The 23292-nt window shown below is 33.5% G+C and carries 28 protein-coding genes; 6 read left to right on the top strand and 22 right to left on the bottom strand.

The features are described 5' to 3' along the window. Positions 1–63: 63 nt before the first annotated feature. Genes BHF71_RS08440 through BHF71_RS12500 form a run of 3 tightly spaced genes read left to right on the top strand, consistent with a single transcriptional unit; the run spans position 64 to position 3841 of the window. Entirely contained in the window at positions 64–2034 is a 1971-nt protein-coding gene (locus tag BHF71_RS08440) for a glycosyltransferase family 2 protein (protein WP_084024443.1), read from the top strand. Then, complete coding sequence (locus tag BHF71_RS08445; protein ID WP_069657228.1) at positions 2024–3328, top strand: glycosyltransferase family 2 protein; 1305 nt, start codon at positions 2024–2026, stop codon at positions 3326–3328. Before BHF71_RS08440 ends, BHF71_RS08445 begins: the two co-directional genes overlap by 11 nt. A gap of 54 nt (positions 3329–3382) precedes the next feature. Further along, positions 3383–3841, top strand: coding sequence for a hypothetical protein (locus BHF71_RS12500; protein ID WP_069657229.1), 459 nt, complete (start codon positions 3383–3385; stop codon positions 3839–3841). Positions 3842–3908: 67 nt separating this feature from the next. Here the strand turns inward: BHF71_RS12500 and lipA are convergent, their stop codons facing one another. The 10 genes from lipA to BHF71_RS08495 all read right to left on the bottom strand — a co-directional run bounded on the left by lipA (position 3909) and on the right by BHF71_RS08495 (position 11255). Further along, the gene (gene lipA / locus BHF71_RS08455) at positions 3909–4775 is read right to left on the bottom strand and encodes a lipoyl synthase (protein ID WP_069657230.1); all 867 of its coding nucleotides are present in this window, start codon (positions 4773–4775) and stop codon (positions 3909–3911) included. 2 nt (positions 4776–4777) lie between these two features. Then, positions 4778–5632, bottom strand: coding sequence for a lipoate--protein ligase family protein (locus tag BHF71_RS08460; protein ID WP_141705369.1), 855 nt, complete (start codon positions 5630–5632; stop codon positions 4778–4780). A 26-nt stretch (positions 5633–5658) separates the two neighbouring features. Beyond that, the gene (locus BHF71_RS08465; protein WP_069657232.1) at positions 5659–5871 is read right to left on the bottom strand and encodes a hypothetical protein; all 213 of its coding nucleotides are present in this window, start codon (positions 5869–5871) and stop codon (positions 5659–5661) included. Positions 5872–6037: 166 nt separating this feature from the next. Continuing rightward, positions 6038–6193, bottom strand: coding sequence for a hypothetical protein (locus tag BHF71_RS12150; protein WP_176717343.1), 156 nt, complete (start codon positions 6191–6193; stop codon positions 6038–6040). Positions 6194–6248: 55 nt separating this feature from the next. Beyond that, complete coding sequence (locus BHF71_RS08470) at positions 6249–7880, bottom strand: glycosyl hydrolase family 18 protein (RefSeq protein WP_069657266.1); 1632 nt, start codon at positions 7878–7880, stop codon at positions 6249–6251. A gap of 106 nt (positions 7881–7986) precedes the next feature. Further along, positions 7987–9198, bottom strand: coding sequence for an MFS transporter (locus BHF71_RS08475; protein WP_069657233.1), 1212 nt, complete (start codon positions 9196–9198; stop codon positions 7987–7989). Positions 9199–9360: 162 nt separating this feature from the next. Next, positions 9361–9597, bottom strand: a complete 237-nt coding sequence (locus BHF71_RS08480; protein WP_069657234.1) for a YlbG family protein — start codon at positions 9595–9597, stop codon at positions 9361–9363. 124 nt (positions 9598–9721) lie between these two features. Continuing rightward, positions 9722–10219: a thermonuclease family protein gene (locus BHF71_RS08485; RefSeq protein WP_069657235.1), complete on the bottom strand. Its 498-nt coding sequence runs from the start codon at positions 10217–10219 to the stop codon at positions 9722–9724. Between the two features lie 57 nt (positions 10220–10276). Then, positions 10277–10633, bottom strand: a complete 357-nt coding sequence (locus BHF71_RS08490; RefSeq protein WP_069657236.1) for a YhjD family protein — start codon at positions 10631–10633, stop codon at positions 10277–10279. Between the two features lie 187 nt (positions 10634–10820). After that, a complete protein-coding gene (locus BHF71_RS08495; RefSeq protein WP_069657237.1) occupies positions 10821–11255 on the bottom strand; it encodes a CBS domain-containing protein in 435 nt (144 codons plus the stop codon). Between the two features lie 161 nt (positions 11256–11416). Between BHF71_RS08495 and ftsW the strand changes: the two genes are divergently transcribed. Beyond that, positions 11417–12526 carry a putative lipid II flippase FtsW gene (gene ftsW / locus BHF71_RS08500; protein WP_069657238.1) on the top strand — a complete coding sequence of 370 codons (1110 nt, stop codon included), beginning with the start codon at positions 11417–11419 and terminating at the stop codon, positions 12524–12526. Between the two features lie 23 nt (positions 12527–12549). On the opposite strand, the gene BHF71_RS08505 is transcribed toward ftsW, so the two are convergent. Further along, positions 12550–12939, bottom strand: a complete 390-nt coding sequence (locus tag BHF71_RS08505; protein WP_069657267.1) for an Asp23/Gls24 family envelope stress response protein — start codon at positions 12937–12939, stop codon at positions 12550–12552. A 230-nt stretch (positions 12940–13169) separates the two neighbouring features. On the opposite strand from BHF71_RS08505, the gene BHF71_RS08510 reads away from it, so the two are divergent. Together BHF71_RS08510 and BHF71_RS08515 are read left to right on the top strand one after the other, a co-directional pair. Then, positions 13170–13697, top strand: coding sequence for a hypothetical protein (locus tag BHF71_RS08510; protein WP_069657239.1), 528 nt, complete (start codon positions 13170–13172; stop codon positions 13695–13697). A gap of 41 nt (positions 13698–13738) precedes the next feature. Then, positions 13739–14524 (top strand): YheC/YheD family protein, encoded by a 786-nt coding sequence (locus BHF71_RS08515; protein ID WP_245683848.1) that lies wholly within the window; start codon positions 13739–13741, stop codon positions 14522–14524. A 65-nt stretch (positions 14525–14589) separates the two neighbouring features. On the opposite strand, the gene BHF71_RS08520 is transcribed toward BHF71_RS08515, so the two are convergent. From BHF71_RS08520 to BHF71_RS08570, 11 genes are all read right to left on the bottom strand, one after another. Continuing rightward, positions 14590–15342, bottom strand: coding sequence for a C40 family peptidase (locus BHF71_RS08520; RefSeq protein WP_069657241.1), 753 nt, complete (start codon positions 15340–15342; stop codon positions 14590–14592). 104 nt (positions 15343–15446) lie between these two features. Then, positions 15447–16154 carry an RNA polymerase sporulation sigma factor SigK gene (sigK, locus tag BHF71_RS08525; protein ID WP_069657242.1) on the bottom strand — a complete coding sequence of 236 codons (708 nt, stop codon included), beginning with the start codon at positions 16152–16154 and terminating at the stop codon, positions 15447–15449. A gap of 76 nt (positions 16155–16230) precedes the next feature. After that, positions 16231–18021, bottom strand: a complete 1791-nt coding sequence (locus BHF71_RS08530) for a peptidoglycan D,D-transpeptidase FtsI family protein (RefSeq protein ID WP_069657243.1) — start codon at positions 18019–18021, stop codon at positions 16231–16233. 75 nt (positions 18022–18096) lie between these two features. Continuing rightward, positions 18097–18735, bottom strand: a complete 639-nt coding sequence (gene udk / locus BHF71_RS08535) for a uridine kinase (protein WP_069657244.1) — start codon at positions 18733–18735, stop codon at positions 18097–18099. 3 nt (positions 18736–18738) lie between these two features. Further along, on the bottom strand, positions 18739–19995 hold the full coding sequence (locus BHF71_RS08540; protein WP_069657245.1) for a peptidase U32 family protein: 1257 nt from the start codon (positions 19993–19995) through the stop codon (positions 18739–18741). A gap of 93 nt (positions 19996–20088) precedes the next feature. Further along, entirely contained in the window at positions 20089–21012 is a 924-nt protein-coding gene (locus BHF71_RS08545; protein ID WP_069657246.1) for a peptidase U32 family protein, read from the bottom strand. Positions 21013–21014: 2 nt separating this feature from the next. After that, positions 21015–21650: an O-methyltransferase gene (locus BHF71_RS08550; RefSeq protein ID WP_069657247.1), complete on the bottom strand. Its 636-nt coding sequence runs from the start codon at positions 21648–21650 to the stop codon at positions 21015–21017. 198 nt (positions 21651–21848) lie between these two features. Beyond that, positions 21849–22139: a DUF1292 domain-containing protein gene (locus BHF71_RS08555; protein ID WP_084024449.1), complete on the bottom strand. Its 291-nt coding sequence runs from the start codon at positions 22137–22139 to the stop codon at positions 21849–21851. A gap of 11 nt (positions 22140–22150) precedes the next feature. After that, positions 22151–22429: a DUF1292 domain-containing protein gene (locus BHF71_RS08560; protein ID WP_069657248.1), complete on the bottom strand. Its 279-nt coding sequence runs from the start codon at positions 22427–22429 to the stop codon at positions 22151–22153. Positions 22430–22435: 6 nt separating this feature from the next. After that, the gene (gene ruvX, locus BHF71_RS08565) at positions 22436–22846 is read right to left on the bottom strand and encodes a Holliday junction resolvase RuvX (protein WP_069657249.1); all 411 of its coding nucleotides are present in this window, start codon (positions 22844–22846) and stop codon (positions 22436–22438) included. Between the two features lie 162 nt (positions 22847–23008). Continuing rightward, positions 23009–23272 (bottom strand): IreB family regulatory phosphoprotein, encoded by a 264-nt coding sequence (locus tag BHF71_RS08570; protein ID WP_069657250.1) that lies wholly within the window; start codon positions 23270–23272, stop codon positions 23009–23011. Positions 23273–23292: the final 20 nt, after the last annotated feature.

A 23292-nucleotide genomic window follows, 5' to 3' on the forward strand; every position in this document is an offset into this window, starting at 1 on the left:
ATTCAAAACACATCTGTTTAATTTTACTCATATATTATTTTAGTGATATGAAAAGGGGAGATAATGTTGCAAAGGAGAGATAATCTATTAAGTTTATGTATTATTACTAAAAATGAAGAAAAAAAATTACCATTATGTTTAAAAAATATAAAAGATGTGGTAGACGAAATAGTTATTGTCGATACCGGCTCAACGGATAAGACTGTGAAAGTGGCAAAACAGGCTGGAGCTAAAGTCTATTTTAAAAAGTGGGATAATGATTTTAGTGAAATTAGGAATTATGCAATCGAAAAAGCCTCAGGAAAATGGATTTTATTCCTTGATGCAGATGAAACATTATCTATTGATGACTCCAGAAAGATAAAAGGATTACTTAATAACCCACTGGTAGAGGGATACCTATTTTATATACGCACCCAAATAGAAAATCACTTATCTACCTCCGTTACCCAATCTCTTCGTCTTTTTCGCAATCGTAAAGAATATCGCTATCAAAACCTAGTCTATGAACGAATTCCAGAAGAAATTATTACGAATATTAAAGATGTTGAAATAACAATAATCCATCAACCAGATCCCGATAAATATCTTCAAAGACAGCGAATGAAAATAGAGCTACTAAAAAAAGACATTAAGCTTAATCCTACCGATAGTTATCTACGGTACACTTATGGAATTGAACTTTTAAACAACAATCAAATTGAAGAAGCCATCAAGCAATTTCAAGAAGCTGTCAAATACGTTAAGCACTATCACCTTTACACTCCCCACCTATATAAATTACTAACTTGGTCACTTTATATTACAGGAAAACTAGAACTAGGAATTGAGATTGCCAATAAAGGGCTTAAATACTTTCCATTTTATACTGACTTAGTTTTTTTACGAGGTAAAATATATCAAAAACTACACAAATTCTCTGAAGCTATTGATGATTTTAAACGTTGTCATCAATTAGGTGATCCTCCATCCTCAATGGTTTCTGAACCTGGTGTTGGAGGTTATAAGGCTCTTTTAGCCATAGGAGAAATACATGAAGAATTGCTTAATGCAGAAAAAGCCCTAGATTACTATTCTCAAGCATTTCATAGTGAACCTAGTTTAACTGAACCATTATATCTGATTGGTACCTTAGTAAAAAAATATCCACAATTGGGGGTTATCGATAAAATCCTGCTTAAATATCTTGGACAATCAGAGCATAACCAACTAATGACTTTAATCGATATCTTATGCTTAGAGAAAGAATATCAGAAGGCACTTTATTACATCAATATTTTAGAAGCGAAAGCGAATCAAAATATAATGGAAGATATCGCTTTTGTTAAAGGGATATGTTATATGATGTTAGAAAGACCACTAATTGCAGAAAAATATTTTTCTACAATTCCCAAAGAACATAGTTATTACGAGCAAGTTCTATTAAAACGCATTCAAAATTATTGGTTTCATAACAAATGGGATTTAGCAGAAAATTTACTAAAACAAATATTAAACTCCAATAACCTCAATCAAAAGATTAAAGAGCTCTATCTCGATCTTCATTCCCTATTAACCGGTAAAAAGATAACTTTGAATAACTTAGAGATTGAAGGCTATCAAATCATCGCTAGATTGATCGAAAATATGCTTTTCTTAAAACAAATTGATAAAGCAACAGTTTTAATGGAATGGCTTTATAAATCAAGTGATGAAAATTTGTGGATTAGTATTGGAGAACTCTTAGCAACACTTAAAGAAATATCTCTCATAAAAAAAATATATTCTCAGTTAAATAATAAAGAGGTTAAAGTTAGCTTTAAAGAAAAGGTGGCAATGGTATTGCTAAAAGATGGCCACAATATTGAAGCTGAAGACATTTTAAAGTTAGAATCTTCTTCAAATTTTGGAGTTGAAGGCCACTATCTTCAGAATAAATTTTTGCTTAAAAAAATTTCAACCCTTATCAACTCTGCTCTCCAAAGTGAAAAATTAACTGATGAAGGACAAATAAAATTGTATCAGCTAAGGGAGTCGATCAAAAATGAAAATTAGCTTATGCATGATTACAAAAGACGAAGAAAAATCCCTCCCTAAATCTTTAGATAGTGTAGTTAATTATGTAGATGAAATAATCATAATCGACACTGGTTCAACCGACGATACAATCAAAATCGCTCAAAAATTTGGAGCAAAAGTATTTCAGATAAAATGGCAAAATGATTTTTCAATTGCTAGAAATCATGGTCTAGAAAAAGCAAATGGTGAGTGGATTTTATATTTGGACGCTGATGAAATTTTGGAACATGGCGAACTATTAAAAAAACTAATAGAAAAAGCTGACAAGGATATTGAAGGGTTTCTCTTTAATATTATCAACTATACTGATGAAAGTCTGACTCATAGTGAGAAGAGTGTAAGTCTACGCTTATTTCGCAATAAACCTGAACTTCGTTTTTTTGGTGCCATACACGAACAACTCCCTATAAAAGATAAATTTGTTGCTATGACTGAACTGATAATCCATCATTTTGGATACCTACCATCAATCAACAAAGATAAGAAAAAAAGCAAAAGAAATCTAGAAATTTTACAAGCAGAAATTAAGAAAAACCCTACAGATGGATTTACTCTGTATAATTTAGCAAGCGAGTATCTCCGTCTACATCAATTTAATGAAGCAATTCACTACTATAAAAAGGCTTTAAAACATACCGACCAAGAAATCGGATATGAATCCCGATTATATAAAATGCTCGGAATATCTCTGTTAGAAAGCAAACAGCTAGTTGAATGCAAAAATTACCTTGATGAAGGGATTAACAAATATCCTGATTACCCAGACTTGTATTATATACGTGGACTTTGTCTTGAAGCGGCGAAAAAATATCAGTCTGCTATCAAGGATTTTAGTAAATGTCTTTCTATGCGACATCATTTGACCAAAAATAACAAAATATACGTTACCGAAGATGGAATTACTAGTTATAAACCTCTACAGAAGATTAAAGAAATCTTATTAGATAATCTTCCAATTATCCCCCAACTTTTAGAAATAAAAATCGAGCAAGAGATATTTGACACTATCCCCTTTTTAGCCGGTAGTTTATGGCTAACTGGAGATGTTGATGAGGCAAAAAAAATTATTTATAAAACTAATTCACCTGAATTAACTTATATGAAAGTAACTGTAATCCTTTTAGAATTTGCAAAGATGAATCTAATAAAGGGGCTAAAGAATTATCCTGATAGTCTCTTACTTAAAGAAGAATATGAACGGGTAAGTGAATGGCTCAAAAATATAGATGATTCATTAAAAATGGATATTTACCAGCCTTACAAGGACTAATCTTCCTGCATAGATTATAATGAATTGATTTTGTTGAAAGGAGGCTGATTATTTTTGCCTAAACCATCTATTAAAAACGTATTGAGACAAATACTAACACCTAATCCAAGAGCTAGAAGAAATAGACCCGTCCGTGGCTTTAGTAATAGAAATTTTTTCGGTATGGGAGGACCGGTAAATAATTCCTTTGGAAGCGGACCTGGTCCTAGAAGTAGTCAAAATTTTGGGGCTGGATTTGGGCCTGGATTTGGTCCTGGACCTAGCACAGGATTTGGACCAGGATTAGATTCTGGACCTGGTCCTGGGTTTGGTCCCGAATTTGGTCCCAATTCGGGATTGGGATTTGGATCAGGAATGGAACCAGGATTTGGTTTAGAAGGTGAACCAGGATTTGGACCAGATTCTGAACTAGGGTTTGGATCAGGATTCGGTCCTGGACCTGGCACAGGATTTGGACCGGGACCTAATTTCAATATATTGGGAGATGACCTCGATCGTAACCCAGGATTATAGGGGAAAAAACCGGATGATATAGATCATCCGGTTTTTCTTTGTAATAAAAGACCAATATATTAAGAGATTAGGTCAACTTAACTTGTTCATCAGCATGATAAGATGAGCGAACGAGAGGACCAGATTCACAATGACTAAATCCCATATTTAAAGCAATTTCTTTTAACTCAGCAAACTCATCTGGATGGTAATATTTTTCTACTTTCAAATGTTTCCTAGTTGGTTGAAGATATTGTCCAATGGTTAATATATCAACATTGTTTGCTCGTAAATCATCCATCGCTTCAATAATTTCTTCTTTGGTTTCTCCAAGACCAATCATTATACTGGATTTAGTTGGTATATCAGGCTGTAACTCCTTTGCTTGTCGCAAAAAAGCTAAAGACCGATCATATTTTGCCTTCGAGCGAACTCTATCAGATAATCTACGAACTGTTTCAATATTATGATTTAAGATGTCTGGGCGGGCATTCATCAATATTTTCAAATTTTCATACACTCCATTAAGATCTGATGGAAGGACTTCAACGGTAGTCAATGGGCTAAGACTCCTAATTGCTCTAATAGTTTCAGCAAAAATAGACGCTCCACCATCTTCTAAATCATCCCTAGCTACTGATGTAATTACTGCATGCCTTAACTCCATTTCCTTTACAGACTGAGCAATTCTTCTTGGTTCATCTAAATCAACGTTATTTGGAATACCAGTAGTAACTGCACAGAAACGACATGATCTCGTACAGATATCACCCAATATCATAAAAGTAGCTGTTTTTCTTTCTGCCCAACATTCATGAAGGTTAGGACATCTCGCTTCTTCACAAACAGTGTGTAATTTTCGATTGCGAATCATTTTCTTTAATCCTCTATAATTGTCATTAGTATTCAATCTAATCTTAAGCCATGGATGTTTTTCTCTAACTTCCTTTGCCATCTTTATTCTTCCCTTCTGTTAGATTTCAAGTAAGTCCAATCATAACTTTCATATTTTTCCTTAGCTAACTCCTCTACGAAAGCCTTCTCTTTTTCAGTTAGTTCATACGGCTCAAAACGGATATTTAATCCTATTTCAAATCCTCTATAAAAAGCATTTCTAACTTCATCTATCGTCACTTTTTTATTGGCAACATCATTTATCGCAATAGCTTTGTTCTTGAAATTTTTCTGCAACCGTTCTTTAATTCTATCATTGGGATATTTGAATAAATCGAAAAGCAGATTTTCATCTATGTCTATTAATATTGATCCATGTTGAAGGATAACACCCTTTTTTCTTGTTTGGGCACTTCCGGCAACTTTTCTTCCCTCCACAACAAGTTCGTACCACGAAGGTGCATCAAAACAGATGGCAGAACGGGGATTTCTTAGTTTTTCATGTTCTTCTTTCGTTTTAGGTACTGCGAAATACGCATTTAAACCCAGTTGTTTAAAACCTTCTAATAATCCACGACTTATATTTTGATAGGCTTCAGTTACTGTTTTAGGCATATTCGGATGATCTTCTGAGACTATTACACTATAGGTAAGTTCTTTATCATGAAAAACGGCCCTGCCGCCCGTTAATCGTCGAACCAATCCAATATTATATTCGTTAACCTTATCTATATCTATTTCTTTATGTATGTTTTGAAAATAACCGATTGATAATGTCGGTGGATCCCAACCATAGAATCGAATTGTGGGAGGAAAAAGTTTTTTACTATGCCACTCTAACAAAGCCTCATCTAAGGCCATATTAAAAGCAGGAGAGTGGTATTGAAAATCAATAAAACGCCAAGTTTCTACCATAATTTTTGCTCCTTTTAAACTCATAAAACTTAATCATTCATTTTCCTGATGATTATTGAAAGGTCAATAACGATTTCTATTCCATTATACTCGACAATTGGTAAGTTTTTAAATCGATGATCCAATTTTTTCACCAGGAATTTACGCTCTATCTCCTCATTTGGCAGTTTGACTAATATTTTATCCCCAACTTTTATATCTTTATTTTCTCTAAAATTTAAACAAATTCGCTTATTATCCAATGGTCTAACTCCTTTTCATGAGATATATTTTATCTTATAACATAATCAATATAAAGGATACCGATTTACAACCGTACAAATTATTTAAGTCGCCTAAACTTTATTGAAATCATTAACAAAAAAACTGTTAAGACATCCTTAACAGTTTGCTATAAATAAATGATTTCTAATATTCATCTGATTCGGTTATTTTTTTTAGTAAATCCGATGGTTTGAGATTTTCATCATTCATACTCTTGATATTTTGATGGCTTTTATCAGCAATATTAAACTCAAAATACTCCCCCTTCGAATCTAGAGTCTTTCCTCTCTTTTTATCCATATTCCAGTCCTCCATGAATAATTTCATAACTTATCTTTCTCTAGATTTATTACTATTATTCATTAATCATTATCTTTGAAGCAATTCTATTCATCAAAGCCGCCATCTGTCCCCTGCTGAGATAGTCATTAGGATGGAACTTACCATCAGTATATCCCATGAAAATATTACGGGTACTCAAATTAATGATATCAGCGTAAGCCCAATGATTAAAGTTTACATCTTCAAATCGATCAATTGGTTTTTCTGCTATCTGAACATTATTTTTATCAATTAAAATCCTTGATAATATTGCTGCCATTTGGGCCCTAGTTAATGGTTCATTTGGTGCAAAATATCCCTCTTTAACTCCTTTTATAATCCCGTATCTATAAGCAATCTCAATCTCATTTTTAGCCCAATAATCGGCATCAACATCCACAAAATTGGAGAAATTATCTACTGAAAAATCATTATTTAATCCGAGAGCCCTTACTATTACAACAACTGCCTGAGCCCGAGATAACGGTAGATTAGGTGAAAAATTTTCTTCCGAAGTTCCAACCATCCATCCCCTATCCAACATAGATAAAATATCGTTTTCCGCCCAATGTTTTTCAGTATCAATAAAATAATGTTTTCCGTCTAACCAAGATTGGTAATAATTCCATATATTTTTTGGCGCTTCGTTAAGGCTCCAACTACCCGTACCCAATAAATTATATTTTTCCACTAACCTTAATTTTAATTTAAGAGATTTGTCATCTTCATACCAAACAATATATTTCCCGGGAGTTAGCTTTCGATAATGAACTTTTGGATGTTCATCTTTAGGTATCGTAAACACAGCATATGGTGTCTTGCTCTTGTTATCAAAGTAGACTTTACCATTAAATTCATCCACTAATTCCTCTACTTTACTTATTGAAATCCCTCGCCCTCCCTTCTCACCTATTTTCCAATATCGTCCGTAAAAAGGTATTCCTAATACTAATTTTTCTGGTGGAACTTTTTCTAGTGCGTACTCTATTGATTTCTCAACAAATTTTAAACTGGCCACTGGTCCGGGTTCACTGCCATAATAACTCTCGTCATAGGTCATTAACATCAAATAATCACTAAATTTAGCCAATTCTTCATAATCATAAGAACCTTGCCAACCAATTTCAAGCTTATATGGGTTTGCTGCAACAGCAACAGATACTTCTTTTTCTGGCGGTAATTTCTCCCTTAAAAGCCTTATAAGATCCGTGTAGTTATCCCTATCATCAGCCGTTAAATTTTCAAGATCAACATTGATTCCATCTAAATCATATTTCGTAATTACATCTACTAGCTGATCCACTAATTTTTCTCTATTTTTTAATGCTTCCCTTCCTTTTTGTCTGTTCCAATGGTTACTTAAGAAAGGAACAACTCTAATATTCATTTTCTTCATCTGTGCTACAAAAAATGGATCTACTTTTTCATCCAGGTAACCATCTGCAGATAAATCAAAATAACTTGGAGATATAGTATTTAATGCCCCTTTTGTGTTTGGAATGTATTCAACAAAACTCTGGGAATTTCCAAAATATAAATAGCTCATATTAAATCTTTCAGTCTTTAATCTTTCAGCTTTTATAGTTGTTGAATCTACTAAAATAAAAGAAGCAATAATAATTCCAACGAAAAAGATCCTTATTGTTTTATTTAACAATCTTTTCATTATCTCGCTCTCCCCTGTATTTTCTCTATCTCTATCTTCATAGATTTCTAACATAGATTCAATGAACAAATATTAGCAAAAAAAAAATAAACCACCTATTTGTGGCCTACATACTCTGAAACTTTCTAATTTGAATTTGTTTTTGTAATAAACGTTTTACTATAATACCATTTGTAAGCAACAAGATCCCCGTAAATAAAAACATTCCTTTAAAGCCAATAATTCCAGCCAAAATTCCCCCAACTATAGGTCCTAGTAGATTTCCAAGGAAAAGTGCACTGCTACTATATGAATATGTTCTACTCTCCATTCCCACTGGTGAATAATGTCTAATTAATGAATCAATTGAAGGTAACAACCCTCCAATTGTTAACCCTAACAAGAAACGCCACATCATAAGCTGCCATACATTTCCTGAAAATCCTTGTGGCAAAAAGAATAAGGCTGCACCAATTAGAGAATAGAATAACACCTTTTCTGAGCCGTATTTATCACCAAGTTTCCCTAATTTTGGCGAGAATGCCATATTCGCGAATCCTGTAGTAGCAGAAACTAAACCTGCAAAGAAAGCAACCCTGTCTCCAGGTGGATTTAACTTCCCGATATATAAAGGTAGGATAGGATTAACGTTTAAAACCGCAAATTGAATCAAAAAAGATACCATAAAAAGTGACGACAAAGGCTGGGTTCTTAAAATAATATTGAAATCTTGAATAAAACTTCCGCTTTGTGAACTTGCAATAGGTTTAAAATCTTCCTGAACAAGTAACAAAACAAGAAAAGCTGACAACATGATTAACAATCCAGTATATAAGAAAATTTGACTAAACCCAATATAATCAGCTAACAAACCTCCAAAGAATGGCCCAATAATCGTTCCTGCAACCCTTCCTGAATTCAAGACTCCTAAGGCGTATCCAACTTTTTCTTTAGGAGTATTGGTAGCAATTAGCGCGATAGCCGCAGGATTGAACCCAGCAATCAATCCATTTACTAAACGTAAAATTAGCAGTTGATAAACATTTGTAGCCAACCCCATCATTATTATAACGATTGCCATCCCAAAACCTGATCTTAATATCATTATCTTTCGTCCATATCTATCTGCTACAATCCCCCAAAATGGAGAAACGAGAAAAGCAGTAAAAAAATTGGCCCCGAAAATAAGTCCCGACCACATTGCCACCTCTTTTTCTGATTCAATTCCCATATTTTGCTCAATTAGAAGTGGTAAAAATGGTATGATTGACGACATAGCGGCCATGAGTAAAAAAACTGCTCCCCATAACACATATAAATTCCTACTCCATCGTTGCATAAGGTCATCTCCCCAAATAAAACTCCCCTATCTTTATCTTTTGATTTTTCTGAAAATAAAAAGATCATAAAAAAAGTATTCTATTTTTAAATACCTACCAAAAATACTAGTGATATATGAAAATAGAATACCTAATAACTTTACCATAACCCTTATGAAAATCTACGTAACCTTTGTAAAGTCTGTCATCAACTCCGTCCTTAATGATCGTTCAACTCTACGGACATAATGTAGTTTTTCAATGTTTGTTATTTTATTTTTAACTTCAGACTCATTAACATAAAGTACTGCATATCTTAACCGCTTTGAAATATAAAGCAGGTTACCAAAACGCTCTAAATTTTTGGCTAATCTGGTATCATTAACCCATACTATCAATCCAGCTCTCTTTGGAAACATGACTAATCGTCTCCTTCATGCCCTATCAAAATTTTTAAAAAAATGTTAACATCCCAAATAGCTACAATCAAGAAAATTATCATAAAAATATTTACCAATCTTATTGTATCACAAATAGATATTCTTATCTGCTATATTTACTCCATATTCCAACCTTTTCTTCTTGAGCTCTTTTTTGAATCTCTCTGAATTTTTCTACGTACTTGACATTAGGTGGATATACGACAACCCTTGCTAAACCTTTTGCCAATAATAATTCATTTAGCATCTTACCATCATTTAAATACACATATGCTAGTATTCTCCCGTATTTATCTCTTTCTTGCACATCTAATTCTAATCTGACTATCTTATTTTCCAATTTTTCTTTAGCAAAAGCTGACGCTTCTGGTCCGAAAGGTTGAACTGGTTTTTTGGGATGAACCGTTTCAGGTGTATCAATCAATAATAAACGAATTTTCTCTTTATTCCCTTCAATCTCTGCAATAAATGTATCCCCATCAACCACTCTGATGACCTTTGCCTCTAATAAGTTTTCCTTCTCATATGTGGCTTCACTATAAAAAAAAATGAAAGTAGCCACTAACACTATCATTAAGATAATACCTAACAATCTTCTCATAGTAATCTCCTCCTCCAAGACGTGTTAAATAACATGTTTAAAGTATTTAATAATTTATTAGATGGAGTTTATATAAGTTTTTAATAATTCTTCACTTTCAGCCTGTAAAACGTAATTCAGGTATCGATGAGTGTAAACAAAACCTTTAAATTTTGTTTTTACAACCCTGACAGCGGATTGTTGCTCTTGGGATATTATGGTCCCCCCTAATTTTTTAATATTTTTCTTTATTCGACGTAAATCATATTCAATTTTCCATTGAATATTCGTTAGTAGTTGATCATAAAGATTTGAAAATTTACACGTGGATTGTCTAATCGCTTTTCGATCATATTCAAGTACTTTGAGAATAATGTGTAACACAACATATTCCTTAATCAGCCGAGAAAATTCTTGATATTCTTCAGGGTACATCAACCGTTAATCAACCTCTTCTCTCTCCTAGCTTGTTGAAACATCCCAATTAAACCTTCCTTTAATATTATATACAAACATTTGTTCGTTTAAAACTGTAAATTTTTCATAAAATAAAAAAGCCAACATCTTTGAACACAAAAGTCCAAATCATGTTGGCTTAATTTTTATAGATTACAGTCATTAGTTATTCAATGTTAGGTGAAGATGGTTGGGAAATTTCCGATAGTGCTTCACCGGCCTCATCTGCATACTCATTTCTAACAGCCAAGTCACCAATCGAAACGATTCCGACCACCTTCCCGTTTTCTACAACTGGCAGACGACGAATTTGATGTTTAGCCATTAATTCAGATGCTTCATCTACAGTCATATCGGGAGTACCTACAACAAGATCTTTGGTCATCAATTCGCTAACTGCAGTCGAACCGGAACGTTTCTTAGCATATCCCCGCAACACGAGATCGCGATCTGTTATCATTCCAACAAGATTATCACCCTCAATTACAGGCATTGCTCCAACATTAAGCTTCTCCATTTTTTCAGCTACCTCGTATGCGTTATCTAAAAGGCTAACACTCTCCACATCAGTCGTCATTATATCACGTAAGTTATTGCTCATAATATCCCTCCTTCTCTTACCTTAGCATTCCCAATACTAAAAAAAGCATTCCCATTTTTTAAAACACCCATATTACAAATAATATTTATCAGTTTTGCAGGAAATAAGGGAGAATTTATGGAATGTAATTATCATGCTTATAGAAAGGAGAGCAATATAAAATGAAACCCAGTCGAGGCACTCCAGATTTTTTACTTCTCTTTTTGACATTAGGTATGGTTGGGTTTGGTATTGTAATGATCTTTAGTGCTAGTTTCACAATTTCTTACTGGAATATGGGAAGTCGTTGGTTCTTTACTCAAAGACAATTAATATGGGCTGGACTAGGAATGTTTTTGATGTTATTCACGATGAATATTCCTTTTAAATATTACAAAAAACACTTCTTACTCATTCTAGTTGTATCATTTATTTTATTATTATCTGTATTCATCCCTGGTCTTGGAATAAAACTAAACGGTTCAAGAAGTTGGATAGGATTAGGTTCCTTTACAATTCAACCAGCAGAATTTGCCAAACTAGGATTGATTATATATTTGGCGGCGCTAATTTCCAAAAAACAGGAGAAGATGAAGGACTTCAAAAAAGGCTTGATGCCATGTATAATCGTCACTTTGATCTTTTTTATACTGATCGCACTACAGCCTGACTATGGAACGGCTCTAATATTAGCAACAACTGCTGGTATTATGATTGTCGTTGGAGGAGCAAGACTAAAGCATATCTTTTACATCATTTTAATTGGTATTGCAGTTATACCTTTTATCATCTTTTCAGCAGACTATCGAATTTCCAGATTTACGTCATACCTTGAACCATGGAGTGATCCTTATGGTAGTGGTTATCAACTGATACAATCTTTAATAGCACTAGGTAATGGAGGGATCCTAGGAACAGGGTTTGGAAAGGGAATTCAAAAATTTTTTTATTTGCCATACCCACAATCAGATTTTATCTTCTCGGTTATTGGAGAAGAACTTGGCTTTATTGGAGTAACAATTTTTATTTTGATTTATTTGTCACTTTTATGGCGAGTTCTCATCATTTCTTTACGTTCTAATAATTCATTTGGAACTTTAATAGGAGTAGGCTTCGTAAGCCTATTTGCCGTTCAGGCATTTATTAATATTGGTGGAGTTACTGGAACTATTCCTATTACAGGGGTGACATTACCCTTTGTTAGTGCAGGTGGTTCGTCACTAATTGTTTCAATGACGGCAATTGGCATAATTTTAAGCTTATCAAGAGAAAACAACAAAAGCACCCAATAATTTTGGGTGCTAATGCTTAATAATTACTTTAAACGATTAACGAACTCTTCGGATTTCTCTTCCTCTTCTCTATGTATTTCAACACCTTCAACAAAAACATTAACCTCGACAACGCGTAATCCTGTCATTGATTCAACGGCTTCTTTTACATTTTCTTGTAAATTCTTCGCTACCTCATGGATTTTTGCCCCATACTTAATTATCACTCGAAGATCAATTGCTGTTTCAAGTTCTCCAACTTCAACACGAACTCCTTTAGCCACATTTTTGCCACTTACTCGTTTCGCCCAGCCTTCAGTTATTCCGCCTGACATACTTGCCACTCCCTCGGTATCGGTAGCAGCTAGTCCAGCTATCATCGCCACAACATCACTTTCAATTTTTATCTTACCTGTATCTCTTTCTTCAGTCATCATATACATCCAACTCCTATTCATTAATCATATTAAAAAATACTTATACAGTATCAGTTTTACGACTTATTTTTAATATTAATTATTACTTATCGACTTACTTTATTATACCAAAACCTCGAAAAAAACTTCTATATTTTCAAAAAAAAAATGTTTTAGCGAGATAGATAACTATACATAATAAATCACCTTAGCATATAACGATATCAAGAGAAGATAAGGGTGATTATATGAGTACAACATTAGTTTTCAAAGTAAGATCAGCTCAACATAAGAAAGATATTATATCAGTTCCCAAAAATATTTACAATCAGCTTACCAAGTCTGAATATGTTATTTTAAAAATAGGCCAATTTGAAAAAAAAGTTGTTTGCCTCGTTAATAAAACTGTAAACAAAGTCATAATCCCCCATTCATTCCTTAATGAAATCGAGATTCCTGAAGGAACTGAAACTAATATTTTAATTAAAGACAATACTATTCGCTTTGGACCGGTTATAGGAGTCTTTATCCGAAGAAGTTATGCAAGATCTCTACTAAAGCAAAAAATGAGTTTTAGAACTAAAGAAACAATTTCAGCTAACCATGAAGTTAAAACAATTTTCTATTACTTTTGCGACTTGGACGTAGATTTTTCTCAAAATAAAATAAATGGGATTTTTTTAATGCACAAAAAGGTATTTTTGAAAGAAGAGTTTTACCATTTCCAGATGTTCTGTACGATAAAGGGCCAGGAAATGCAACTAATAGCCAAATAAAAGTTCGCCAAAAATTAGAAAGCAATCCAGCGCTTAAAAAAATAAATAGTCAGCATTATTTTGATAAATGGGATGTTTATCAAAAATTATCTCAGTATAAAAATATCCGACCTAATTTACCACCTACAATGGAATATCAAAAACTTAATGATTTAGAAAAAATGTTACAAAGATACAGAAAGGTATACCTAAAGGCTCGTATCAGTAGCCAAGGTAAAAAAGTTGTGAAGATAGAACAATTGAAGAAGAAAATTTTTAGATATAGCTATTTTGATAAAAAATTATTTTCACATGAAACTGATAGCTTAGAGTATTTAATCAATGATCTTCAAACACTTTTTAAAAAAAATCCCCTTATCATTCAACGAGCCATAAACCTTATAAAAGTTCGTGATAAAATTAGCGATCTGCGGGCCACTGTTCAAAGAAATGGAAAAGGAGAATTAGAAATAGTAAGTATAGCTTTTAGACTAAGCGATAAATATTCTCCTATAACAAGCACACGAGCCAAGTCGACGGTTTATTCGTTTAATGATTTTATGAAAGAATATAATTATTTAATAAAAAAGAACAAAGATACTTTTAAGAAAGAGATTGAACATTTTTTGAAAAGACTCTATACAGCCATTGAACAAGAATATGGTTTTTTTGGCGAGATTGGTATCGATTTCGGAGTTGATCGAAAAGGAAAATTATGGTTTATAGAGCCAAACGCTAAACCTGCGAAAGATACTCTTCACCTATCTCAAGATAAAGAAACGATCAGGAAAGCATTTTTACTACCTTTAGAGTATGCAAAGTATATTACTGGGTTTAATCAAAAATAAAGCAAAAAATCGCAAACCGGCCAATTTGGGGTTTGCGATTTATGTTTTACATGTTAAGGAGAAGGTTATTCGATAATTCGTTTTGCTCCAACATATCTTGATTGCCAGTATTTCGAAAGTGGACTAACTTCCACACCTTGAGGATTACGATATGTGTGTAATAATTTATTGTTGCCATAGTAAATTGCTACATGATCAATTTTACCATCTCTTGTATAGTCAAAGAATAATAAGTCTCCTCTACGTATTTCTGACCTTTTTATATAGCGTCCCGGTGGATATGCATATTGTGACCGTGAAGAACGCTTGATCTTGATTCCAATATCAGCAAATGCTCTTTGGGTAAAGGATGAACAGTCGAAGGTTCTAGTTTGACGATTACTTGCGCCAAACTCATAAGGCCTTCCAAGATATTTCATACCTGCTTGTATTAATTGGTCTGCTTTGGCTTTCCAACCGGTTTTTTGTGGGATTTTTATTTTTTGTCCTACAAACAAATTACCAGGATTTTTTAACCCATTAAGTTTAATGATATCAGATAAACTAACACCATATTTTTGAGCTATTCTCCAAAGAGTATCACCGTAATTAACAAAATGTGTATATTTATCCGGAACTTGAATCTTCTGACCTGGATAAATCATTGTCGACTTCATTCCATTTGCCCTCATTAGAGCCGTAGGACCTGTCCCAAACTTTTGAGCTATTTGCCAAAGATTATCACCAGATTTAACTGTATAAGTTGCTGCTGATGCAACACCACTAAGTAAAACTGATACTGCTAAAAATATTGCAAGAAAAAAAGAAACGCGTTTCACAACTTCACCACCTTTTTAGCTTATTTTAGTTGCGTTTTTAGCGTTTCCTTTATAATTGAAATTTATAAAAACAAATATTGGAATCTAATTAAGTTACATTACATTTAATTCTTCTTTCTTCCACTTTTATAAAACTCATTAAATAGCTTCATCAATGCCCTTTTTTCAATCCTTGATACATAAGAACGTGAAATTCCTAATTCTTTAGCAATTTCCCTTTGAGTTTTTTCTCGATCATCAAGCAAACCAAATCTACCAATAATTACTTCTTTTTCTCTGTCATCCAAGATATGTAAATAGCTGTATATTTTACTCTTTTCAATCTTCAATTGTACGTTGTTTAAAACTTCATCACCTTCTGTCCCTAAAACATCGATTAGTGTAATTTCATTCCCCTCTTTATCTGTACCTATTGGGTCATGTAGAGAGACATCCTTTCGTACTTTCTTTAATGTACGCAAATGCATTAAGATTTCGTTTTCGATACATCTAGCTGCATATGTTGCCAATTTCGTTCCCTTATTTGATTGGTAACTTTCGATCCCTTTGATTAAACCTATCGTTCCAATGGAAATTAAGTCTTCAGTATCTTCACCAGTATTTTCAAATTTTTTTACCACATGTGCGACAAGACGTAAATTATGTTCAATTAACTTATTCCTAGCTTGTTCATCTCCTTTTTCTAATAAGGCTATTTGTAACTCTTCTTCCTTTTCATTAAGCGGTTGTGGGAAAGCATTATTTTTTACATAAGCAACAAATAGGGTTAATTCTTTAAATAATAGTGCAAGTGCAGAGAATAAACTAAGCAAATTGTCACCCCCCAAGCAAAAAACACTATTATATTCTATGCAGTTAGAGGTGACATCTGGGCCTGTACTTTTAAATTTATTTAATTTGATTAAATTCTTTTTGTTCCCAAAGTGCTAAATCATCCATAATCCCCATAAATACCCTTTTAGCTAAAGGTTCAGAAGTTGCAACGTCTTTAACCATTACAGCTACAGCATATTTAGGACTTCCTACCGGACCATAACCAATAAACCATTGATTTACCAGATTGTTTTTTGTTTCAGCTGTACCAGATTTCCCTGCTAACTTCCATTTAGCTCGTTTTAGCAACCGTCCAGTTCCTTCTTCCACGACTTTTTCCATCATTTTTCTAATTTCTCGATAAGTTTCCCTATTGCCGATCCTAGTGTCTGATTTATGAACTTTAAAATTATAATATTCCATACCATTTTTGTAGATTACCTTTTCAATTAGTCGGGGTTGATATACAAATCCGTCATTTAATACTGTAACAACCAAATTTGCTGCCGCTAAAGGTGAAACTCTAACATCCTGTTGTCCTATTGCCGTTCTAATAACTGAACCAATATCACTTTTATTCGTCTTAGAATGAAACACCCTATTTGCTTCCTCATCTCCTATTTGAGCAAATGAATCCTCTTTGAAAAATTCCCCTGTCCAACCTATAGTTCCAACTAGCCCTAATTTTTTGGCATATTCTTCGATCTTGCCTGGGCCTAGCCCTTCGGCAATTTCCGCAAAAACAACGTTACATGATTTGGCATATCCCTCTTCAAAGGTCATTTCTTCATGATCTTTATAACATGAGAAGCCGTAAACACTGTATTGACTCGCACAATAAAATTTATCCTCGGGATTAACTACTCTTTCTTCCAAAGCGGCGATGGCAATTAGCGTTTTAAAAATAGATCCAGGTTCAATTACTTGAACTGCTTTATTGTTCCAATCAGGCGAATTTGGATCTACATTTAATAAATCAAAATCCGGTAAACTCGCCATAGCTAAAATATCAGCATTATTAACATCAAGAATAACTACACTCCCTTCTCTGATACGATTTTTAACCAATTGTCTTTCGGCAAAAGCCTGAATATCTTTGTCTAGCGTAGTTACTAAAGAGAGAGGGTAATATTCATCCTCATTTGTCTGATATTTATAAGCTAAACCATTAAGCGGTCTCCCCCTATTATCCACGAAATAAGCGATTTTTGATTCGCCAACTCCAATTAATATTTCTTGAAAAGTTAATTGTAGTCCTGATCTGCCAATCAAACTGTTCCATTTTAGTATTCCTCTTTCGAGATAATCATGGTAACTATTTCTAATTTCATTAGGTGCTTGTCCTAAATATCCAATGACATGTTTAGCTAACACATTATTATAATCATTGATAGTATAGGATGCAGAGATAATCCCTGGAATTTGCAATCTTTCAATCATTATTTGCTGTTTTTTCGTTATCTTTATTGGTTTACCATTTTTTGTTATATATGAAGGTTTACTTAATTCTTGGACTTGGTTAAGTAACTTTTGATAGTCGATATTAATGATACTAGCCAATTCTTTGATCTTTCCTAAATTAATATTATCTTTGCTAAAAGGGAATACAACGACTGTTTTTATCTCTTCTTGATTAATAAGTGAGCGATATTTGTGATCATAGATATTTCCCCTACCAGAAGATAAAATAAATTCTTGTTTCCTCTGATTTACAGACCTTTCAAGTAAGTTAATATGATTTGTAGAAAAGTCTCGGACATCCTTTATTTGAATCACAAATAGTCGATATACCAAAACTAAGAATAACATAGATAGTAATAGTAAAATATGAAAAGCCCTTCTTTTATTTTTAGTTAAAGGAGCCATGTATACCTCACCCTATTAGAATATAGTATTACTATCATCACCATATTCTTTGGGAGGTATAACAAAAAGCCAAGCTTATCTTTGCTTGACTTTTCGCTCTTCCAATATAGTTTTTATTTTTGTTACCAATAAATCAATAGCTACCACGTTTTCCCCACCTTCAGGGATTATTATATCAGCATAACGCTTTGTAGGTTCTATAAAACGCAAATGCATAGGACGCACAACAGATAAATATTGATCTATCACTGACTCCATCGTTCTACCACGATGACTAATGTCCCTCACTAGTCTTCGGATAATCCTTACATCTGGATCAGTGTCGACGAAAATCTTAATATCCATTAAATCACGTAGACGTTTATCTTCAAGAACTAAAATTCCCTCAATGATAATTACATCTGCCGGTTCAACTCTGATTGTTTCTGTCTTGCGTGTATGACGTGTATAATCATAGATTGGTTTTTCAATCGGTTTATAATTTAATAAATCTTTAAGTTGCTTAATAAACAAGTCATTATCGAAGGCTAATGGATGATCATAATTAGTCTTAATTCTTTCTTCGAATGGTATGTGTGATTGATCTTTGTAGTACGAATCTTGCTCGATCATTAGAACTTCTTGATCAGGGAAACTTTGCAGAATACGTTTTGCAACAGTTGTCTTTCCTGATCCCGTTCCACCGGTAACTCCGATTACAACGGGTCTATTCATAACCTAATTCTCCTTCCGCATCATATCATAAGGTTTTACTGGTTTATTTACTTTCATTTTAATTATTTGAAGAGGATGTCTGGCAGCATCAATCGAGTTACCTTCCTCATCTTCTATTTTCTCTATAGTTTGAACGAATTTTGTAGCCGGACCAAAGAATTCCACTTCTTGTCCAACTTTGAAATTATTCCTTTGTTGGATAGTGGCTGTTTTAGTATCATTATCATAATCTAAAACCAACCCTACGAAATCAAATTTTCTTATTTTAGGTCCCTCTCCATAAATTTGAGCTTCTTTGTTAGGAGGTTGATAATAAAAACCTTTAATAAGTGGGCGATGACTTGCTTTTACTATCTCATCTAACCACGCTGGGTCAAAAGAATAATTTTTAGGGTCAGCTAAATAAGCATCAATTGCCTGACGGTACGCATTCACAACAGTGGCAACGTAATGAATACTTTTCATTCTGCCCTCAATTTTTAGAGAATCTATACCTGCATTAATGATATCCGGTATTGATTCAATCATGCATAGATCTTTTGAACTCATTGTATAAGGATCGTCATTTTCTTCAAACAACGGAATCTCAGAATAATCATCTAATTCATCGCCCGTTTGAAAGAGGTCGTAGAGCCACCTACAGGACTGGGCACATCCACCCCTATTAGCATCTCGATTGGTCATGTGATTTGATAATACACACCGTCCTGAGTATGAATTACACATTGCACCATGAATAAAAGCTTCAAGCTCTACATCTACATGTTTTTTTATATCACGTATTTCTCGTAAAGAAACTTCGCGAGCTAACACAACTCTAGAAATCCCTTCATCCTTCCAAAACTGCACCGTCCGCCAATTCGTTACAGAAGATTGGGTACTTAAATGAATCTCAAGATCAGGCACAATATTCTTTGCAGTACTGATTATAGCAGGATCGGCTACTATAATCGCATCTACCCCAATATTTTTTATCGTTTTTAAATAGGTTTCTAAACCTGATAAATCGGCATTGTGGGCGATAATATTTGTAGCTACATAGACTCGAGCATTACGTTTATGAGCAAAGGCAACGCCTTTTTCCATATCTTCAAATGAAAAATTACCCGCTTTAGCCCGTAATCCAAATTGCCTTCCACCAATATAGACAGCATCAGCTCCATATCGAATCGCAAACTCCAATTTTTCTAAATTACCAGCTGGAGCTAATAATTCAGGTTTTTTAAGTTTTTGAGTTTGATGTTCAGCGGTGTTATTCAAAGTCTGACCCCCTCTCTAGATGAATTTTTTAGGCCATAAATTTCACAACGTCAATGATACCATAAAAAATATGTTTCTGTACGATGGAAATAATTAATAAATTTGCTCCTTAAAATAGAAACCGGTATTTAAAGGTCTGTTTTTAGGTTGAATCTTTTTAATTTGTTCAACTAAATAACCATTTTCCTTTCCAGATAAAACATTATCAATGGCTTTGCGATAGAGCTTTGTGACATTAACTAGGTAATCTGTGGAATGTAGAATGCCCTCTATCTTTAAACTATCTATACCCGCACCAATAAACTTATCAATATGTTCAATCATACAAATGTCGTGGTCACTCATGATATGAGTTCCATGACTATCTTCGAAGATAGGATATCTCTCATCAGGACGTTTCTTTTCACGTAAGTGTAATTGTTTTTTTCTAGATTCTTGAGGTAACAATTTGTTATATCCAAGATGCTCGAAGTAGTTTGTTAATAAACTTCTTTTAGAATGAAAGATACAAGTTAAACCATGGACCTGGACTTGTATTTCAATATTTACCTTGTTTTTGATATCAATTACCTCTTCCAAAGAAAGTTCTCGAGCTAAAACAGCTCTAGTAACACCTCTTTTTGCCCAAAAATTAATGGTTTCAGCATTAGTAATCGTCGTTTCAGTATTCAAGTGCAATTGTAGGTCTGGTGCGATTTCTTTAGCAGTGATAAATACGGCTGGATCACCAAATACGATTCCATCAACATCATATTCTACCAATTTTGTGAGATAATCTTCTAAACCATTTAAGGAATCGTTATGTAAGATTGCATTCATCATTACATAAATTTTTTTCTGCTTTTCTTTTGCAATTTTAACCGCTTCTTTAATCATTTCTAGAGTGAAGATACCAGCCACCCTTAATCCATAAATATCACCGCCGATATTAAATGCATCAGCCCCTGAATCCGCTAAATACTTGATCTCATCTAGATTCTTAGCGGTTATTAATAGTTCAGGTTTTTTTAAATTCATCCTTACTCCTCCAATTTATAACAGATAGCTAATCCATCACCAATAGGAACAAATGAAGTTTTCACTTTTTTATGGGTAGCTATAAAATCATTGAAATTCCTAATCTTCCTTAGCATCGGCTTAGATTGGCAGATTTCTTGATCTGCTACATATCCTCTGAATAAGATATTATCAAAAATAAAAATTCCTCCAACATTTAATAATGGAAAAGCTAGATTGAAAAATTCTTTATATTTTCCTTTTGCCGCATCAATAAAAATAAGTTCAACCTTAGGAAGGGAAGGTAATATTTCCACTGCATCCCCTTCATGTAAAGTAATCCGATCAGTTAGACCTGCTTTTTTGATATTCTCTTTTGCCTGCTTAATCATTTTTGAATTTCTTTCAATTGTATGAATAGTTGCATTAGGGAAAGCTTTCGCCAACCAAATGGCAGAAAAACCAATAGCGGTTCCCAATTCAATAATCACCTTTGGCTGAATAATATTGGAAATAACCTCTATTAATCTAATACTTGGAATTTGAATAATTGGTACTTCATCCTTTAAACCCTGTTGCTGTAACTCAATAAGTAATGAATCCTCAATCGGCATCAATTGAGTTAAATATCTGTCTACCTTCTCGTCTGTAATACCCATAATTACCGTATCTCCCCTAATTGACTGTTACAATTACCTATTAAATTCATACTATTTCGCAGTTGCTAACATTCACACCTTTAGTATTACCTGCAACTAGTTTCTGAATTATTCGATCTCCTTAAAACATTCATATTCCTTAATAAGTTAGCATAGTTCGACAAAAAAAACAATGAGAGAGGTAGCACCTTCTCTCATTTAATCGTATTTATTCGTCCAAATATCAAATATTTCACTTGCATCTTCCCACTCATTATCATCGATGTACCTTAGTTCTAATTCACCATCAGCCAATTGTTCAACTTTTAAAACTTCAATTTCTCCTTCCTCAGCATCAGGAGATTGAAAATAAGCATAATGTTTACCGTCAAACTCTAATTCCATTAAAAGATGAAATAGATGTTCTTGATCCTCTTCATCATACAAGGTTATTTCTGACCCATACTTTTCTCTTAATAAATCAGTTTCCTTTATATTCATTTTCTCCATAATAACAACCCCTATTGGTTAAATTCATAATCAAGTGTGTTAAAAACTTCTTCAATCATATCCCATTCTTTTTCATCTTCTATCGTATAAAGAATTAGATCGTCACCTTGTTCTTCATATCTGAAGGCGTACACTTCAGCTTCTTCTTCATCTTCAGAAATATCTGTTGGTACAACTAAAAGATACTTTCTATCTTCCGCCTCAAACTCATAGATAATCTCAAATTTAACATCTTTTCCATCATCATCAGTTATATATATGTATTCCCGATCTTCAACTTCCTTACTCATGTTATATCACCCCTTATTATCTAAGTAACCTTGTAAAATCAACATTGCTGCCATCTTGTCAATTACTTGTTTCCTTTTTTTTCTGCTGATATCGGCTTCAATGAGAGTTTTTTCGGCTGATATGGTAGTAAGTCGTTCATCCCAAAAAGATAACGGTAAGTTAAAAGTAGACTTTAAAACTTCCGCAAACTCCATAATCTTTTCTGCCCTTGGACCAATAGTGCCATCCATATTCTTAGGTAAGCCAACTACTATTTCTTCAACTTGATATTCATCAATGATTTCCCTAAGACGCACTAAATCCATTTCTATTTTTTTACGCTTAATAACTTCTACACCTTGGGCTGTCCAACCAAGTTGATCACTCATGGCGACACCTATTGTTTTGTCACCCACATCTAATCCCATTATTCTCATAATCTACCTCGTAATAAAATAATTATACCTAAAGATTGTATTTTGTAACGTGCTCACCTTGTCCGTTTCACTCCCAAAAGTCGCACTTATACAAAATACAACTCTTAATCTGCCTCGAAATAAAAAAGGATAAGTAAAAGGGGGTATACTCCCCCTCAACTTTTATTCGTGGTGTTGCTTGAGATATGATTTAACCAATTCCTCGATGAGTTCATCCCGTTCTACTTTTCTAATAACATTTCTTGCGTTATTATGTCTTGGTATATATGCAGGATCACCAGACAATAAATACCCAACAATCTGATTAATTGGATTATATCCCTTTTCTTTCAATGCTTCATACACCAAAAGGAGGATATCTTTAGGTTGAGTATCAATATCATCTGATTTCACATTAAATTTCATGGTATGATCCATCGAGTTCATTATCAGCACCTCTTTCAAAT

Source organism: Vulcanibacillus modesticaldus, from assembly GCF_001730235.1.
In the GTDB taxonomy this organism is placed as follows: Bacteria; Bacillota; Bacilli; order Tepidibacillales; family Tepidibacillaceae; genus Vulcanibacillus; species Vulcanibacillus modesticaldus.

Excerpts from the sequence above, each read along its gene's own strand:
- lipA (WP_069657230.1), bottom strand. The coding sequence starts at position 4,775 with ATGGCAAAGGAAGTTAGAGAAAAACATCCATGGCTTAAGATTAGATTG.
- BHF71_RS08505 (WP_069657267.1), bottom strand. The coding sequence starts at position 12,939 with ATGACTGAAGAAAGAGATACAGGTAAGATAAAAATTGAAAGTGATGTT.
- BHF71_RS08545 (WP_069657246.1), bottom strand. The coding sequence starts at position 21,012 with ATGAATTTAAAAAAACCTGAACTATTAATAACCGCTAAGAATCTAGAT.
- ruvX (WP_069657249.1), bottom strand. The coding sequence starts at position 22,846 with ATGAGAATAATGGGATTAGATGTGGGTGACAAAACAATAGGTGTCGCC.
- BHF71_RS08440 (WP_084024443.1), top strand. The coding sequence starts at position 64 with ATGTTGCAAAGGAGAGATAATCTATTAAGTTTATGTATTATTACTAAA.
- BHF71_RS08470 (WP_069657266.1), bottom strand. The coding sequence starts at position 7,880 with ATGAAAAGATTGTTAAATAAAACAATAAGGATCTTTTTCGTTGGAATT.
- BHF71_RS08475 (WP_069657233.1), bottom strand. The coding sequence starts at position 9,198 with ATGCAACGATGGAGTAGGAATTTATATGTGTTATGGGGAGCAGTTTTT.
- BHF71_RS08490 (WP_069657236.1), bottom strand. The coding sequence starts at position 10,633 with ATGTACCCTGAAGAATATCAAGAATTTTCTCGGCTGATTAAGGAATAT.
- BHF71_RS08530 (WP_069657243.1), bottom strand. The coding sequence starts at position 18,021 with ATGGCTCCTTTAACTAAAAATAAAAGAAGGGCTTTTCATATTTTACTA.
- BHF71_RS08555 (WP_084024449.1), bottom strand. The coding sequence starts at position 22,139 with ATGGAGAAAATGAATATAAAGGAAACTGATTTATTAAGAGAAAAGTAT.
- BHF71_RS08495 (WP_069657237.1), bottom strand. The coding sequence starts at position 11,255 with ATGAGCAATAACTTACGTGATATAATGACGACTGATGTGGAGAGTGTT.
- BHF71_RS08550 (WP_069657247.1), bottom strand. The coding sequence starts at position 21,650 with ATGGGTATTACAGACGAGAAGGTAGACAGATATTTAACTCAATTGATG.
- BHF71_RS12150 (WP_176717343.1), bottom strand. The coding sequence starts at position 6,193 with ATGGATAAAAAGAGAGGAAAGACTCTAGATTCGAAGGGGGAGTATTTT.
- BHF71_RS08480 (WP_069657234.1), bottom strand. The coding sequence starts at position 9,597 with ATGTTTCCAAAGAGAGCTGGATTGATAGTATGGGTTAATGATACCAGA.
- BHF71_RS08570 (WP_069657250.1), bottom strand. The coding sequence starts at position 23,272 with ATGAACTCGATGGATCATACCATGAAATTTAATGTGAAATCAGATGAT.
- ftsW (WP_069657238.1), top strand. The coding sequence starts at position 11,417 with ATGAAACCCAGTCGAGGCACTCCAGATTTTTTACTTCTCTTTTTGACA.
- BHF71_RS08560 (WP_069657248.1), bottom strand. The coding sequence starts at position 22,429 with ATGAGTAAGGAAGTTGAAGATCGGGAATACATATATATAACTGATGAT.
- BHF71_RS08485 (WP_069657235.1), bottom strand. The coding sequence starts at position 10,219 with ATGAGAAGATTGTTAGGTATTATCTTAATGATAGTGTTAGTGGCTACT.
- BHF71_RS08445 (WP_069657228.1), top strand. The coding sequence starts at position 2,024 with ATGAAAATTAGCTTATGCATGATTACAAAAGACGAAGAAAAATCCCTC.
- udk (WP_069657244.1), bottom strand. The coding sequence starts at position 18,735 with ATGAATAGACCCGTTGTAATCGGAGTTACCGGTGGAACGGGATCAGGA.
- BHF71_RS08510 (WP_069657239.1), top strand. The coding sequence starts at position 13,170 with ATGAGTACAACATTAGTTTTCAAAGTAAGATCAGCTCAACATAAGAAA.